The organism is Marinobacter nauticus ATCC 49840 (assembly GCF_000284615.1).
GTDB classification, from domain to species: Bacteria; Pseudomonadota; Gammaproteobacteria; order Pseudomonadales; family Oleiphilaceae; genus Marinobacter; species Marinobacter nauticus.
In genome coordinates, this window is sequence record NC_017067.1 from 3828100 (window position 1) to 3843073 (window position 14974).

11 protein-coding genes and 1 pseudogene are annotated in these 14974 nt (G+C 47.6%); 7 read left to right on the top strand and 5 right to left on the bottom strand.

The window, feature by feature from the left end; all coding sequences use genetic code 11:
• Nucleotide 1 precedes the first annotated feature (1 nt).
• From MARHY_RS17630 to MARHY_RS17650, 5 genes and pseudogenes are all read left to right on the top strand, one after another.
• Nucleotides 2–2845: a Z1 domain-containing protein gene (locus MARHY_RS17630; RefSeq protein WP_041655199.1), complete on the top strand. Its 2844-nt coding sequence runs from the start codon at nucleotides 2–4 to the stop codon at nucleotides 2843–2845.
• Nucleotides 2838–3848 carry a PD-(D/E)XK motif protein gene (locus MARHY_RS17635; protein WP_014423023.1) on the top strand — a complete coding sequence of 337 codons (1011 nt, stop codon included), beginning with the start codon at nucleotides 2838–2840 and terminating at the stop codon, nucleotides 3846–3848. The genes MARHY_RS17630 and MARHY_RS17635 overlap by 8 nt, the downstream gene beginning before the upstream one ends.
• Nucleotides 3841–5922: an AIPR family protein gene (locus tag MARHY_RS17640; protein WP_014423024.1), complete on the top strand. Its 2082-nt coding sequence runs from the start codon at nucleotides 3841–3843 to the stop codon at nucleotides 5920–5922. The genes MARHY_RS17635 and MARHY_RS17640 overlap by 8 nt, the downstream gene beginning before the upstream one ends.
• A gap of 69 nt (nucleotides 5923–5991) precedes the next feature.
• Nucleotides 5992–6249 (top strand): annotated as a pseudogene (locus MARHY_RS17645) (transposase); the annotation flags it as partial.
• 105 nt (nucleotides 6250–6354) lie between these two features.
• Nucleotides 6355–8100, top strand: coding sequence for a DUF262 domain-containing protein (locus tag MARHY_RS17650; RefSeq protein WP_041655201.1), 1746 nt, complete (start codon nucleotides 6355–6357; stop codon nucleotides 8098–8100).
• Nucleotides 8101–8209: 109 nt separating this feature from the next.
• Here MARHY_RS17650 and MARHY_RS17655 read toward each other — a convergent pair whose 3' ends face one another.
• A complete protein-coding gene (locus MARHY_RS17655) occupies nucleotides 8210–9829 on the bottom strand; it encodes a DNA cytosine methyltransferase (RefSeq protein WP_158011901.1) in 1620 nt (539 codons plus the stop codon).
• 65 nt (nucleotides 9830–9894) lie between these two features.
• Here MARHY_RS17655 and MARHY_RS17660 point away from each other — a divergent pair, with 65 nt between their 5' ends.
• Both MARHY_RS17660 and MARHY_RS17665 read left to right on the top strand, forming a co-directional pair.
• On the top strand, nucleotides 9895–10353 hold the full coding sequence (locus tag MARHY_RS17660; protein WP_407635397.1) for a very short patch repair endonuclease: 459 nt from the start codon (nucleotides 9895–9897) through the stop codon (nucleotides 10351–10353).
• Nucleotides 10354–10682: 329 nt separating this feature from the next.
• Entirely contained in the window at nucleotides 10683–11162 is a 480-nt protein-coding gene (locus MARHY_RS17665; protein WP_041655204.1) for a hypothetical protein, read from the top strand.
• A 73-nt stretch (nucleotides 11163–11235) separates the two neighbouring features.
• Here the strand turns inward: MARHY_RS17665 and MARHY_RS17670 are convergent, their stop codons facing one another.
• The 4 genes from MARHY_RS17670 to MARHY_RS17685 form a co-directional block, all read right to left on the bottom strand.
• Complete coding sequence (locus tag MARHY_RS17670; protein ID WP_158011902.1) at nucleotides 11236–12132, bottom strand: hypothetical protein; 897 nt, start codon at nucleotides 12130–12132, stop codon at nucleotides 11236–11238.
• Between the two features lie 107 nt (nucleotides 12133–12239).
• Nucleotides 12240–12857, bottom strand: coding sequence for a DUF6988 family protein (locus MARHY_RS17675; protein ID WP_014423031.1), 618 nt, complete (start codon nucleotides 12855–12857; stop codon nucleotides 12240–12242).
• A gap of 759 nt (nucleotides 12858–13616) precedes the next feature.
• A complete protein-coding gene (locus MARHY_RS17680) occupies nucleotides 13617–14387 on the bottom strand; it encodes a hypothetical protein (RefSeq protein WP_014423033.1) in 771 nt (256 codons plus the stop codon).
• Between the two features lie 80 nt (nucleotides 14388–14467).
• Complete coding sequence (locus tag MARHY_RS17685; protein ID WP_041655206.1) at nucleotides 14468–14941, bottom strand: hypothetical protein; 474 nt, start codon at nucleotides 14939–14941, stop codon at nucleotides 14468–14470.
• Nucleotides 14942–14974: the final 33 nt, after the last annotated feature.

Sequence of the window (14974 nt, forward strand, 5' to 3'; positions counted from 1 at the left end):
CATGGAATTTCTTGATGAAATCGGTGCGATGGTCTCAAGCACCATCCAGCTTAAGAAAAAAATGAATGGCGGCAAAATTACGCGAGAGCAACTGTGTGAAGCTGTAAACGCAGTTTTGATAATGACCCCCTACAAGGATGACAAGGAGGTCAGAGACAAGCTTATCGAAAATGCTGAGTTCAACAACAAGACATGGATGGACTCAGCACACACCATGGCGTCAGAAGATAGGAATTGGTCTCCATGGCTCACCAAGGCAAAGCCAGATATATCTTGGTTGTATTGGAAACGCTACGAGCAGCTGCTTCGGAATCAGGGATGGCCCGCAACGGTCATAGAAACCCTAGACGAAACAATTGATCAAACGTTGGGACAACTAACAAATCCAAAACAAGAGGGAAGCTGGGATCGAAGAGGCATGGTTGTTGGCTCAGTCCAGTCTGGAAAGACAGCAAACTACACCGGTTTAATTTGCAAAGCTGCCGACGCGGGCTACAAAGTCATAATAGTTTTGGCTGGTTTTCATAAGAATCTTCGCTCTCAGACTCAAATTCGAATTGAAGAGGGGTTTCTCGGCTACGATAAAAGCGAACCAGGTAGTCCAAAACTGGTTGGAGTTGGAGACATTGCTCACGACCATAAAAAGCTTTGGCCAGACTCCGCCACAACACGAGCAGATAATGGAGATTTCGGTGCTGGTGAATCAAAAAACTTTGCAAACAGCATAGATCGCCCCCTTGTCTTTGTAGTGAAGAAAAACAAATCGGTGCTGGAGAATCTGATCAGATATTTGAAGGGCCAAGGCATGGCTCAGAAGGGAATTACTGACCCAAAACAACCGGCTCCAATTTCAGAAATTCCTTTGCTCCTCATAGATGATGAATCTGATCAAGGTTCAATCAATACCAATAAAGCCAACCTACGTTCTACAACACCCGACGAAGATGAACAATACGATCCGGAGATAGATCCAACTGTCATTAATGGCCTTATTCGAACAATATTGAACACGTTCGAACAGTCCGCTTATGTCGCTTACACCGCCACCCCATTTGCCAACATAATGATCCACAAAGAGTCCACTTCCAAGAAATTCGGAGAGGATCTTTTTCCTAGAAGCTTTATTACCTGCATAGAAGCACCTACGAACTACGTGGGTCCTCAGAAAATGTTTGGCTATACCGATACGGAAACCGGGGAGGAAACTGATGGGCTGCCTCTTACAAGAAAAATTTATGATTACGCGGACAGCCTACATCTGAAGGAGAAGAACGGCTGGATGCCTCCGCTTCACAAAAATGGCCATAAACCCATGTATCAGGGCGAGGCTAGAGTGCCTCCAAGCCTTTACCGTGCGCTGTTATCATACTTGCTCTCATGCAGTGCAAGGGTTCTGAGAGGCCAAGGCAACAAACACTCTTCAATGCTCGTTCACGTAACTCGCTTAAATGATGTACAGGGCCGAGTGACGTCTCAAGTTAAAGAATCTTTGGCCAGCATCCGACAAAGCCTAGTTTACGGATCGGACGACCCTCATTCCTCGGTATGGCATGATTTAGAAGCACTCTGGGAGCAAGACTACGTAAAGACCACTTCTGCCATAAATGCAGAGCGTTGCCCTGTTCATAGTTGGAACGAAATCAGAAAGGTTCTTCCAAAGGTAGTTCAAACTATAAAAATACGTGAGATCAACGGAAGTGCTGGCGATGTGTTGGATTACGAGCGCCATCGAAATACAGGTTTAAATGTGATTGCGATCGGTGGCGACAAACTTTCTCGGGGACTGACACTTGAGGGGCTTTTGGTAAGTTATTTTACTCGGCCTAGCAAAACTTATGACACTCTGATGCAAATGGGGCGATGGTTTGGCTACAGAGATGGCTTTATAGACCTCACCCGTCTCTTTGCTCCTGAGGAACTAATTAACTGGTTCCGTCACATTTCCGATGCAGATAGTGAGCTTCGCAAAGATTTTCAAACGATGTGGTTGGCTGGTGCCACTCCGGAGAATTTTGGACATCGAGTTCGCACCCATCCACTTCTTCAAGTCACTTCACCAGTTAAAATGAGGCATGGCCAAAAAGAGAAATGCAGTTACAGCGGCGATTTGGTTCAGACTATTGTTTTCCATGTCGGTGATGACGAAAGGTTCCAGAATATTAGTGCTACAAACTCACTGCTAAACGAAGCTGGGGAGAAAAGATATTCCAGAATGAGAAGCACCGATTCTCGCCTGATATGGCAAGGAGTGCCGGCAAAGTTAATAATAACATTTCTTGAGTCGTACAAAGCCGGCAGCGAGAATGGCGTCCGTCGAGTTGATACGAATCTCATCGCTAAGTATGTCAATGCTCAAATAGACAAGGGCAACCTGATCAACTGGACAGTTCTGGTTTCGGGCAAATCTTTTACTGACCCCAAGAAAAGCGAAAAGCTAGCTGGCTTCGACGTAGGCCTTGTAACTCGAACTGACAAGGACCATGAGGCTGATTACTTTCGTCCGGGAGTAATCAGCAGTCCAAATGACGAACGAGTCATTTCTCTTACAAAAGACGACTTTCAACAAGCACTTAGAGAAACGAGGAAAATTGTTGAACTCCAGAAAGGTTCTGAGGAGGCTGAAAAGGTCACCCACCCAAGGGGACCACAACTCCGCAAGTATCGACCCAGCTCGGAAGGATTGTTAATCATCTATCCGATAGACCCTTCATCGCACCCGGAAAGCGAATCAGCCAGCGATAAACCTTTCATTGGTTTCGCAATCAGTTTTCCCGGAATCGATGGTAGCCAGGATATTCCCGTTGAGTACATCGTAAACTCAGTAGGACAACAAACTGATGGCTAGTAGTATTGATCAGATAGCGCAGGCTTGGGAAAGCCTGTTTGATGAGTCCGGCGAGCCATCGCAAACTGCGAGGTATCGAATCTGTGGTTCGCCCAGATTCGGCGCTTACCTCGCGATTCGTTTTGATGATAGAGCCCCGGTACTCGAATTTGGACCGATTACTCCCGATCTCTTGAAGGATGCTCCCCTGCCGTCAATCAAGGGAGTTGACTCGGGTCTTTTGTATCACAACCAGGAACTGTTTCTATCGCTTACTCTCAAGCAAACCGCCTCAATCGACATTTTTCTGACGTTGGCTGCCCGCCTCACTGATGAGCTATCAGGAGTGGATTACCCGATTACCGGGTACAACATCATCAGAAAAGTCTTGGTCGTCTGGAGAGCTTTCTTTTCTTCTGAGAAGAAAATCCTTTCAGGTTCCGAGCAAACAGGCCTGGCAGGGGAGCTTATCCTGGCAAGCATGTTTATGGATAACGGCATTGAAGTAGCCACTGTTGTCCGGGCGTGGAAGGGCAGTGAGAGAAGCCATCATGACTTCCAGCTTCCTCTCGCTTCTGTCGAGATAAAAGCCACTATCGCACACAACATTGAAACTGTTTCCATCAGCAGCTTGCGTCAACTCGATCCTACGGGAACCCTGAAGCTGTTCCTTGCTCAGGTGGCAATGGACTCCCATGATCATGGAGACCAGACCCTGCCTCACTTGGTAAAGGAGATTCGCCAACGCCTCTCATCATTTCCGGCTTATAGGCTCGAGTTCGAGGAAAAACTCCTTGAATCCGGCTACCGAGACAAGGATGAGTCCAATTACGCTCAGCAATCCTTTCAAGTAAGGAAAGTTCGCGCTTTCAGCGTCGATGAAAACTTTCCGAAGCTAACTCATGACTCAATCCCTGAAGGAATCGTGGAGGCCACTTACCAGATCAATCTGGGCACCGTGGCCCTGCAAGCCCTCACTTTCGATGACTTAATGCGAGCGGTATCGAGTAACCAAAATGATTGATTCAAGCGTTCAGAATTTCCGGTATCAGCTCCTGTCAGACATCTCTGACCCTGATAATGGCAATCTGTCTGAAGAGTATCCTGTGGAAAGGTTTACCGAGTATGTAACTGCGATGCTCTCGGAATCAGGTGCATCATTCGATCTTTCTATCGGACATATCGAGCGGCAATTCGGCGCTGGCAGTGTTCGCTGTGATGCCTGGGGCGCTGACCTTGCAGAAGGAAGGTTAGATCTGGTGGTGTCAGATTATTTTGGGGTTGATAACCCCGAATCCATCAACAAGTCCGACCTCGAGTCCTCCTTGAAACGTGCTCTTCGGCTACTGGATTTCTGCAAAAAAACGCAACTGTCGGAGATCGAACCATCATCCAAGACTTACGACTGCGTTTCTTTAATCAAGGAATCACTCGGCTCCATAGGCCAGATCCGACTTCACTATCTGACTGACTCCGAGATTTCTCTCAGGGAGGAGCCGGAAATCGAGGGGCCCGCCGGTATCGATCTTCAGATTCACAAGTGGGATATCGTCCGGCTTAGCAGGGCACAGGCCTCAGAGACAAACCAGGAAGGCATAGAGATAGATCTGGTTGACCGCTTTGGTCGAGGCCTGCCCTGTCTATCCATGCCGGGGAATAGCGACGAGTACAGCGGTTACCTCGCAATCCTGCCCGGTGAGTGGCTAGCGGATCTGTATGAGGAGTACGCTGGAAGGCTGATGGAGTTGAATGTCCGCTCTTTTCTTCAGCAGAAAGGTAAGGTGAATAAGGGCATCAGAGATACCATTCTCAAAGAGCCCAGTCGGTTTCTGGCATACAACAACGGCATATCGGCGACGGTTGAATCTCTCAATGTAGAGAAGAACGATTCTGGTCAGGAAGTCATCACTTTCATGCGCGGACTCCAGATCGTTAACGGCGGCCAAACGGTGGCTTCAATTCACCGAGCAAAGAAAGCTGACAAGTGCCCCCACCTGAATCGAGTAGCCGTTCAGGCAAAAATCACCAAGGTTAATCCGGAGAGCCTCGATGAGCTGGTTCCCCAGATCAGCCGATACTCGAATACCCAGAACAAGGTTAACGAAGCAGACTTCGCGGCGAATGACAGCTTTCACGTTGAGATTGAGCGCCTTTCCCAGACGGTCTGGGCTCCAGGCCAACAGTTCAAGTGGTTCTATGAGCGTGCTCGTGGCCAATACCAGGTTGCGAAAAGCCGGGCTTCAACCACGCCAGCCAAGCGTAGGCAATTCGAGTCCATCAATCCGTCTAATAGAAAGTTTGTCAAAACGGATCTCGCCAGATACCAGAATGCGTGGGCGCAACTGCCATACATTGTGTCGAGGGGTGCACAAAAGAACTTCGTTCATTACATGTCCAAACTGAAGCAGGAAAGAAAGAACGAAATTCCAGATATCTATTTCTACAAGGATCTCATTGCCAAAGCCATTATTTTCAAGAAAGCCGAATCGATTGCGCGTCAGCACGCTTTCTCCGCCTATCGTGCAAACGCCGTGGCCTATACAGTCGCCCTGCTATCCCATAAAACATACGGTCGGATTGTCCTGAAGGATATCTGGGACCGCCAGGAAGTAACTCCGTCAATCAACAAGGTGCTTTACGACTGGATGCCGGATGTTCTGGACCGGATCGTAGAAACGGCTGAAGGTAGGAACGTCACTGAATGGGCAAAGAACGAGCAGTGCTGGAAAGTCATCAAAGAAATGGAACTTGTTGTACCAGAGGAACTGGAGGCCGAACTCGCCGAGGGTGATCACCTGCCAACAGTTGGTGCGGACGCAAGAAAGGGCAAAGTCACAATGACCTCCGAGGATCGCAAAAATATTGCGGTTACCATGGGACTAGAGGCTGATACTTGGTGGAAGATCACGAAGTGGGGACAGGAAAAGGGCGAGCTTTCTGATTTCCAGTGCAGTCTTGCGACAACGATGGCTGGCTATGCCGCAGGGGGCTGGGTCAAGGTTCCTTCCGTCAAACAGGCAAAGCACTCAGCCAGAATTGTCCTCGATCTCGAGGAGCAAGGAGTTCTGGACGCCTTGGCTAACGACGAGACCGCATAGAGCGTCGAAAAACCCCGAAATCCTCCTTCGGTTTGGTAGGATCAGGCAATCGGACAAGGAGTGGTCAGCATGCCTCGCTTCAAGCACTATAACTATGACCAAGATGCGATGGTCGTGATCAAATACCTGGAACAGGTCCAGCCAGGCACCTTTGAATACACGGTGCACTACGTGATCGCGCCCAAGCTGAATCGGTCGGTGTTCCACCCCAAGTACCACAACGACAACACGGTCCGCTTGGCCTACGATACGGGGATCCTGCTGAAGATCATCGTGCCCGCCTACTCCAAGGTCATAAGCGATAACCAAGGTGCCAAGATCAGATGTTATAGAAAACGGGCATCATAATAATCTATAGGGATTGTTGGTAGGTGATGCTCTTATTCTAAGATGAATGGTTTATCCCTGACGCAGGAATTAAGGAAGTCATTGATGTCGAAGATTACAGATAATAGTAATGAGTTGAGCTTTCATCAGCTAACGAGCACTAGCTCAATGCTGTTAATTCCTTTGTTTCAAAGGCCATATGTCTGGACCAAGAAACAGCTCGACAGAATGATACATGAAATCGAAGCTATTGCCGAGAAAGAGGATGATAGCCGATTTCTTGGCGCAGTAATTGCCGTTACGAGGCCTACGAATCCGTCTCAGCCCACGCCGCATGAAATTGTAGATGGCCAGCAACGTCTTATCACAATGTACCTTTTCCTAATGGCCGCATCTCAAGTCGCAGCAAGAGAAGGGCAAGCAGATTACGCTCGAGGCTTGATCAGTACAAATCTTATTGTTGACTGGGCACAAGAGTTGCCCTCAAACACAAAACTCCAGCCTTCAATTGGTGATAGAAAGCAGTTTTCCGAAATATTTAAGAAAGTGTCGAACGCAGGTGATCTAGCAGATTGGTTGCCTGTTAAGGCTAGATTGCCATATAGTGAAGGTGACGATAATGGTCCCTTGTTGAAGCAGTTCGACCGCATTCACAAATACTTATTGAAAAAAGTTGAATCCCACGGTTTTGAGGAGCTATCAAAAATAGTCGAAGTGGTGAGAAATAGATTAACCTTCGTATTTATTCTCCTTAAGGATCCTGGTTCTGCAACTACTGTCTTTGAAGGGCTCAATGATCCCGGTGTTCCTATTTCAGTTGGCGACCTTGTGAAAAATGAAGTTTTTGCGAGGGTGGGTTACAACGAAAAGGAAGCCAAAATTCTCCATGAACATTCATGGATTCCGTTCAGGAAAAAGTTTGGCAATAAGTTCGATGATTTTTTCTTTCCTTTTTGCGTTATATATAAATCTAATGCAAGTAGAACGGAGATGTTCGGGGAGTTAAGAAAAGTATGGGAGGGTTTAAGTTCAAAGGAAATAATTGCTAACCTCGACCAGTTTTCAACTCCATATTTGTCTATCACTGGGGTTTTCGGCGCTCAAGAAAAATATGGAAAAGAAGTGGGGCAAAGTATAAACAGACTTGTTGAACTTAAACACCCATCTTCCACCCATCCATTTTTAATGCGTTTGTTAAAAGAGTATGAAAATTCAACCATTTCAAAATCCGACGTTCTTGGTTGCTTAGATGTCCTTGAGTCGTTTTTGGTGCGAAGAGCCATCTGCGGTATAGAGCCGACTGGTTTGCTAGGCTTATTTCGAACTATGTGGTCATTGTGTGAAGGCCACCCAACTCGTGAAAAAGTTGCCGAAATAATAAACAAGAGATTAACCATTGAGTGGCCATCAGACGATAGGGTTTTAAAGGCCGTTTCTGGGCGGCCTTTGTACGGATCATCCGTTGCTAGGTTTTTAATACTTGAGCACGAAAGGTCACAAGGAGTCGAAAAGCCAGCATTGGATGAACTGACCATTGAACATGTTATGCCCAGAAAATACTGTGATACTTGGGTGCATTCTATTTCTAAGGAAAGCCATTCAAAAATGAAAGATCTTTGGGCAAACCTTATACCCCTATCACAGACTATGAATGAACACGTTGACCAAGCTCCTTATGTTGAAAAACGCCCCTATATTGAAAACGAATCCATGTACCTAACTGCACGAAATTTCGGTAAAGAGTACGATGAATGGAATGAGGTTAAGATAGCAGAGCGTTCTGAAATTCTTGGCCAGTGGGCAATTGGTAGATGGGTAATCCCCCCGAACAATAGCAGTGCTCAGAAGTAGAATTCTCCATAAGCTATAAACCCTTTAAAGAGGAGGGGGGGGGGTAACAACCCTGTTTTTCTGCAACTTCGTTACGGATTAAGGAAAGCCGGACCCGAGTCTCTGAATCTTACACAGCATATTCAGAATCGTGACGAAAGCCTCTTTTCGCTTTCAGTGGCTGACTCAATATTCCGTGAACGATTTCCGCAATCTTGTTCGCCAACATCGGAGGCACAGCGTTGCCTACCTGCACATACTGCTCTGAACGATTTCCCTCGAAAAAGTAGTTGTCCGGGAAGGTCTGTATCCGAGCTGCCTCTCTGACCGTCAGGCTTCGACACTGCGCAGGGTCATAGTGGATGAAGTAATGACCGTCCTTCGCTATATGGCTCGTAATCGTGCTTGGGGTTCTGTTTCTCGCCTGGACCTTGAACCGATCTACAAACTTCCCTGAGGTCCAGTTTTTGTGCTTTGGTTCAAGGTCTGGGTGATAGTCACGGGATGTGGGGGAAGCGCCATCATTCAAGAGCGCAAAGGAAGACGCGAACAGATAGCGGTATATATCCGGAGGCATGTGGCCTCGAGCGCTATGGTTGAGAAACCCGCCTATTCTATCGTCCAGAAACCATTTGCGAAGACTCTCGTCAGAGAGAGTAATTCCGGCGATTTCTGCATTAAACGGAACAAAATTTCCACCTTGAGAGACTGGCGATGCACCCGATCCGTTTAACGGAAAACCATCCGGAAGACTTAACCCTTCGGTCAGTTCTTCCAGCATTTTTTTGACTGCATTGGCAGCTTCACGCAGGTTCTGATGCCAGTTCTCGGGAGTGTTGGCAATCTTGGTGAGGCCGCTGCGAAGCCGTGGCAAGTCCCCAATTACATCCGCTGTAGTAAGGCCAATATTGGGACTAGGATCAAGGATTTCCGGATCGCGGTTAAGAAGCCCCCGTTTTACTCCAAGCAGGATAACCCGATGCCTTGTCTGCGGTATTCCGTATTTCTCAGCTTTAATCAGAAAGTCAGAACTACGGGCATAAGCGCGATGCTCGAACAACTCAGCCGCCGGAAGCGGGCTGACCAAGGAGAAAATCTCGTACTCCGAACCATTGCTTTGACCAACGCTTTTGGAAGGATTTTTCAGATCCTTGAGAATTTGGTCGAAGATTAGCTGACCGTTCACTTTGGCGCTAAGAATCCCTCTCACGTTCTCCATAACGAAAACTTCAGGTTCTACCTCGTTCAGAACCTCAAGATATTCCCTGTAAAGGAGGGCCCGCCCATCATTCTCAAGTGCGTAACCTTCTATCCCTTTGTTCCGGGCTCTGCCCACTACTGAATAGGCCTGGCACGGAGGCCCACCTATGACTACCTTTGGTCCCTGGTGGTTTTTTAATGCCGCTCGGATACGGCTGAAGATCTGTTGATCATCATCCTTTTTGCCAAGCGTTCTGGGCTCTCCCAATGTCTCTTCAATAGCCGCGTCACGCTCCGGCCGAAATTGACGAAAAAGCTCTTCGCGGAGGCTCGGGTCGCCTGCTCTCACATACTCATAGTACTCTTCAGGCACCCGGTCGAATTGTCTGAAGAAAGCTCTCAGCGTTAGAGTACGATGTGCCTTCGGATCCTGCTCTACTGAAGCCGCAAGCTTGAACGGCCTCTCCCCACCATAAGTGAAGCGCGAGAACCCTTCGCCGAGGCCTCCAGGGCCAGCGAATAAATCAACTATGAGAGTCTTATTACTCATTTGAGAGGCGTTTGTCCTTAAAAAGACAGACAGGATACCATCAACGAGACACAAAACCAGGAGCCATGGAATACGTGAGCGATATTGTAGATCCAAAAACACGCTCAAGGATGATGGCCAACATCAAAGGCAAGAATACTAAGCCCGAGATGGCCATCCGCTCTGCATTGCACCGGATGGGTTACCGCTTTCGATTACACAGAAAGGACCTGCCGGGTAAGCCAGACATTGTCCTGCCAAAACATCGAGCGGTGCTATTTGTAAACGGCTGTTTCTGGCACGGGCATTTTTGCTCGCTCTTCAAATGGCCTAAAACGCGGGAAGAGTTTTGGAGAGAAAAAATTCTGTCGAACAAAAAGCGCGACCAGCAAAACATCAGACTCCTCACTGATAAGGGATGGCGAGTTTGCATAGTTTGGGAGTGTTCGATACGAAAACGAACAACAGAAGATGTTCACGAGGTTATAGAAAGCCTGACTAAGTGGATTGAGGGCTCCAAATCGATAAAAGAAATTACACTTTAGCCCACTCTGGATGAAACACGGGTTGCCTTAATCGACAACATTGAGCGGGTCCACAATCCCAAGATGTGACGTAGAGTTTCTGCTCAGAACCAAGAGTTATTGGCCACTTTAAAACCGTCCGTGGAAACGGAGTAGAACCCTTGTCTGACGCTTTTGTTCAACGGCGACCTCTTCGCAGTGAAGCAGAGAAAAGGGCGTCAGATGGAGTCCAGCCAAGCCTGTGACGAACTGCAACTATTGATTAGGTTAGTCTAGCCCAGCACAAAAACGCTTGATAAAGCGATTAAAGCGCTTTAACGTACTTAAAGGCCTTGCTGAGGAGAAAAGCCATGCGTACGATCGAAATTGATGATGATCTGTACACCCATATTGCCAGCCAAACCCTGGAAATCGGGGAGTCTGCAAACAGTATACTTCGGCGCATCCTCGGTCTATCCAATGATGCAGAAGACGCTTTAGCCCCTCGACACCATGAGCTTGCTCAAGTCCTAGAGCACCCAAGTTTGGAATTTAAGACTGCCGTAGATCAGTTTCTCTTCATTTTAGGCGAAGCATATAAAATCAAACCGGATACATTTGATCACATACTGGCGATCCAGGGACGGGAGCGGAAATACTTTTCACAAAGCAAAGAGGAAATTGAGAAATCGGGAAACAGTACTCAACCCAAGCAAATCCCAGGCACCGACTATTGGGTAATGACAAACTCTCCAAATCGGCAGAAAAAACGTATGCTCAGGGAGGCATTGCTGGCAATTGGTATGAGTAAAGACGCTGCGGGGGCGGCTGCCCAGACCTTACCTTTCTAGCTTAACGCCCAGTTCAGCGTGCAATCAGGCGCAGCGGAAATTGCTCCGCTGCGCCTGATTGTTATATCTAAACTTACTCAACTCCTTCGAACAACAATTTGAACAGATTCGCGTTGTGCTGAATCGCGCTCTTGACCGCATTAGTTGTAACAACGCCATGCTCTCGATATAGAAAAACTTCCAAGAGCAGAGAGTACGAGAGGTGTAAAAGAAAGTAGGCGTGAGCGTAAGTCGAGAGCTTTGCTGAACTGCTTCGAAAAGGAGGAAACACGCTACCATGAAATCTTTCATTGCGAGAATTTGCTAGAACAACCTTCACCAAGAACTTCATCAAGTTTTCTTGAGAGAAGGTGAAGCTAGAACCTCGGAGTTCAACTTCAGTTCCACTAAAAACAATCTTCAGTAACCGGCCAGCCTTGCGCTGATCTCCAGGCGAGGGCTTCCCACTTGGTCCAGCAGGGTATTTCTCAACAAGGCTTGTAATAAATTGCTCGCCTAGCGATTGCTTGGCGCGATTGAGCAAAATACCCGAATTTTGGTCAGTTGCCGCAGATGCTTGTATTACCCGTTTTGCTGCATATTCGCACGTTTGATGCGGAATGATCCGAATGTAGTCGACAAACGCTCCTGCCGTATTTGAGTCACCTAAGACCTTATCGACGAATCCATCGAAACGAGAAGCCTTTTGGTTACCAATTTCCGCCTGCACGATAAAGAATTCGGCATCAACTGCCTTCCAGATATGCTCGAAGGCAAGGTCCGGCCTCATGGGAAGCATATCTAAGGCGTCGATCAAATAGCCTAAATAAAACTGAAATTGGTGATCGCTCGTGAACTCCAACGGAACCGCGACTAGTCCCTGAGACAGACCAGCAGACTGCATCTTGCTAGCGAACTTCTCCTCAACTGGGAAGGGAAATTTTGCAGGCCAATCGTTGTGATATTTGACGCGAAGTTGTTTGGTATCCACGAGTGTTTCCTTGATAAATATTGCTTTTCCATCGATGCCCTCGTGGCGAAGCGAAAAGGGCATCAGGCGGAGGGGCCTCAAGGCCCGGAGCGAATTGGAGCAATTTTTTAGAACTTCGATACCCATTGTGACTTAACAGGCGAAATTCGCTCGATAGCTTCATTGACCAAATCTAGTCGCCCGGCCTCAATTGCAATTTGCTGGAAAGCCATGATTGCAAAAGTGCCTGTGAGACGTATGACCTCCGCTACTTCCTCAACGTCATAATTTGGCTCCACGCACTCTCCCGAAAATCTACGGCCTGACTGAAGCGCACCGCCGTGCGTATAGCTGTTCATTGCGCTCCAAGAATTTTCCTTGAGCCCAGAAAGAATCCCATCGTCAAATCCTGGAACTGTCTCAACGGCGCTTACTAATTGACCAAAGCTCAGACTCAGCTTATCGGCTTGGTATTTCTGAATTTCCGAATCCGTAGCACAGTGCCTCAGCCACACGCCTCTGACAAAAGTTTCGAATAGTGAACGAACCAACGCGAAAGCGGAGCCATAAATTTTGGCACGGGTCAGAACCGCAACACCAAGGTGATGCTCTATAACCAGGTCATGGCATGATATAGATAAGGATGCGCGCGATGTTCTAGGCAACTGAAGCCCGTCTAAACGCGCTTCGATCCAGTCATGCAATTCAAAAGACTTGGACACAAATTTTTGAGTCATATCGTTCATACAGCCGGGCTCAGCCGCATCGAGAAGTGACGTCGGCTCCAGCGCGTTATTGGGCGTCGATTAAGTGTATTGCCCGACGATTCTGCTTAGAAAACCAACTAACTGGATGTGGTCCTGAATGCAGCGGTACCGCTTCCAATGAACTGCGTATGGCTTTCGTAACCAACTGCCTAAGCCCTGAATGCGCATCGCCTCCTGTACAACCATTAATCAGCATATCTCCCGGACGGTATAATCTCTTCAGTCTATTTGCGAAGTTTTCCGCTCCACCATTCTCCCAAAAACCGCGAAAAACTCTGTTTCTGTATCGATGCGTCGGCATTCCCAACGAACACTGGTATTGAATCGCGTTAACCAAGATCAAGTCTGACAATGGGCCTTCAAGATCTGCAACAATCGCAGCGATGTGTTTACGAATTTGGACTCCGGTTTTCCCTTTGGCTGGACCCCAGTCTCCAATAAATTCGTCTATATGCGGTGATTCCATGATAAGCACGACACACGGGTGGTTAACAAGTCGTGTCGCAGGTTCGCGCAGGGGAAAGTCGTCCGCGTTGCCATCGAAATCGCCAATCCTGCCTACGCATTGATCCGGGCATACTCCGTACTGGAGATCGATGCTTTCGCTTCCGATAATGTTATGCGCAACCTCACGGTAGGCTTCTCTCAATTCGACAGCCCCACTCCATTTGCTACCCAGCGCCCGTACCACGGGCAAAATTGAAGCGCAGCGTGAATTTTTCCAAGTCCCTGCGCCTGTTACACTTTTTTAATTGGGACGGCCATATGCAGCTCCATATGGCGCATTGTCATTACGTTGAGTTTCTCTGTTTTGTACTTTTCCCGGAGATAGCTCAACACTTCATTCGGTTTGCTACGATCCACTTCGCCATCGACTACAAATGCACAGCCTTCCTTTTCTTCACGTATCGGATCTCTAACACCAACTGGCATAGATTGGACTAATACAGATGCGTTTAATTGTTCATAACGAGGCGAATGATTGTTTATGCAGAGAGTCGCTTCTCCTTTTCGACCAGTGACCATTACAGCATCTATTGAATCCCGATACTTAAAGAATTGACTAAAGCCGAAGTAATAGCAGGTTCCAGCAAAAGCATCATCGGAGCTAAAGTCTACAATGGTTTCACTACCATAAAGCCCTGCAATTATGCGCTCTAGTGTTGCGTCATAAGCCAGGCCAGTACAATGAACCCAAACTATCCTGAACGTTGATTCGTCAGTGACGTGTGCTTTGATTTGTCTGCGGCCGTCTCGCACTACATTTTGGAGTACACTTTTCGTAGCAAGCGATTCGGATACTTCAAAAATTTCGCCTCTGGAAAATGCTTCTTCTCTCGCTTCACCGAAAGCTGGATTTGCCTCTTTCTCTTTAACCTCTACCAAGTATTCGTTTGTGCCGTCGCGCACAAGGAAATCTGGCGTCCTTTTGTCCGACTCAGGTATTTTCTCGACATGGAGCTTAAAGTGCTCTTCCAGCGTTCGTTTTACTAAGGTTTCAGTGTCCATTGGTGCCTTTTGAAATGTAACGCCTAGGCTCCGTAGCCGGGATGGAGCGCAGCGAAAAACCGGTCGGCTGGAGCGCTTGATTAGGCATCATTGCGATCCCGCCTGCCAAAATAGAACCCAACCACAACTAGCGCGACATTCTGCAGAACGTCCGGAACTCCATAGCCCGCAAATGGCAGAACACAAATACTACCAATAATTATTAATGCCAAAACTGAGGGTAAATCAGACAATACCTGAATCTTTTGTCCGCTTTCATCTGACGCAGGGATAAACATCTTTATACCTACCACCACAATGAGCAGCACCAGAATCGGTGCCAATAACCTCAGCGCTGACTCACCAAGTGGAATAACCTTTCCCCAAATCGTGGAGATCAACGCCGACAATTCATTTGCCGCATTGGGTGATGAGTCAAATAGCCCCCAAAGAGCCAAAAGATATCCGAAGCCGAGCAAACTGAGTAACAGGAGTGGAACCGCGACAATCCACACCACTATGGATACGATTTTCGATAGTATCTCTTGAATACCACTGATCGAATTTTCTTCCAAAACACAACCTCTTGAGAAACTTCTTTGCCTAAC

Excerpts from the sequence above, each read along its gene's own strand:
- MARHY_RS17630 (WP_041655199.1), top strand. The coding sequence starts at position 2 with ATGGAATTTCTTGATGAAATCGGTGCGATGGTCTCAAGCACCATCCAG.
- MARHY_RS17635 (WP_014423023.1), top strand. The coding sequence starts at position 2,838 with ATGGCTAGTAGTATTGATCAGATAGCGCAGGCTTGGGAAAGCCTGTTT.
- MARHY_RS17640 (WP_014423024.1), top strand. The coding sequence starts at position 3,841 with ATGATTGATTCAAGCGTTCAGAATTTCCGGTATCAGCTCCTGTCAGAC.
- MARHY_RS17650 (WP_041655201.1), top strand. The coding sequence starts at position 6,355 with ATGTCGAAGATTACAGATAATAGTAATGAGTTGAGCTTTCATCAGCTA.
- MARHY_RS17655 (WP_158011901.1), bottom strand. The coding sequence starts at position 9,829 with ATGAGTAATAAGACTCTCATAGTTGATTTATTCGCTGGCCCTGGAGGC.
- MARHY_RS17660 (WP_407635397.1), top strand. The coding sequence starts at position 9,895 with ATGGAATACGTGAGCGATATTGTAGATCCAAAAACACGCTCAAGGATG.
- MARHY_RS17665 (WP_041655204.1), top strand. The coding sequence starts at position 10,683 with ATGCGTACGATCGAAATTGATGATGATCTGTACACCCATATTGCCAGC.
- MARHY_RS17675 (WP_014423031.1), bottom strand. The coding sequence starts at position 12,857 with ATGAACGATATGACTCAAAAATTTGTGTCCAAGTCTTTTGAATTGCAT.
- MARHY_RS17680 (WP_014423033.1), bottom strand. The coding sequence starts at position 14,387 with ATGGACACTGAAACCTTAGTAAAACGAACGCTGGAAGAGCACTTTAAG.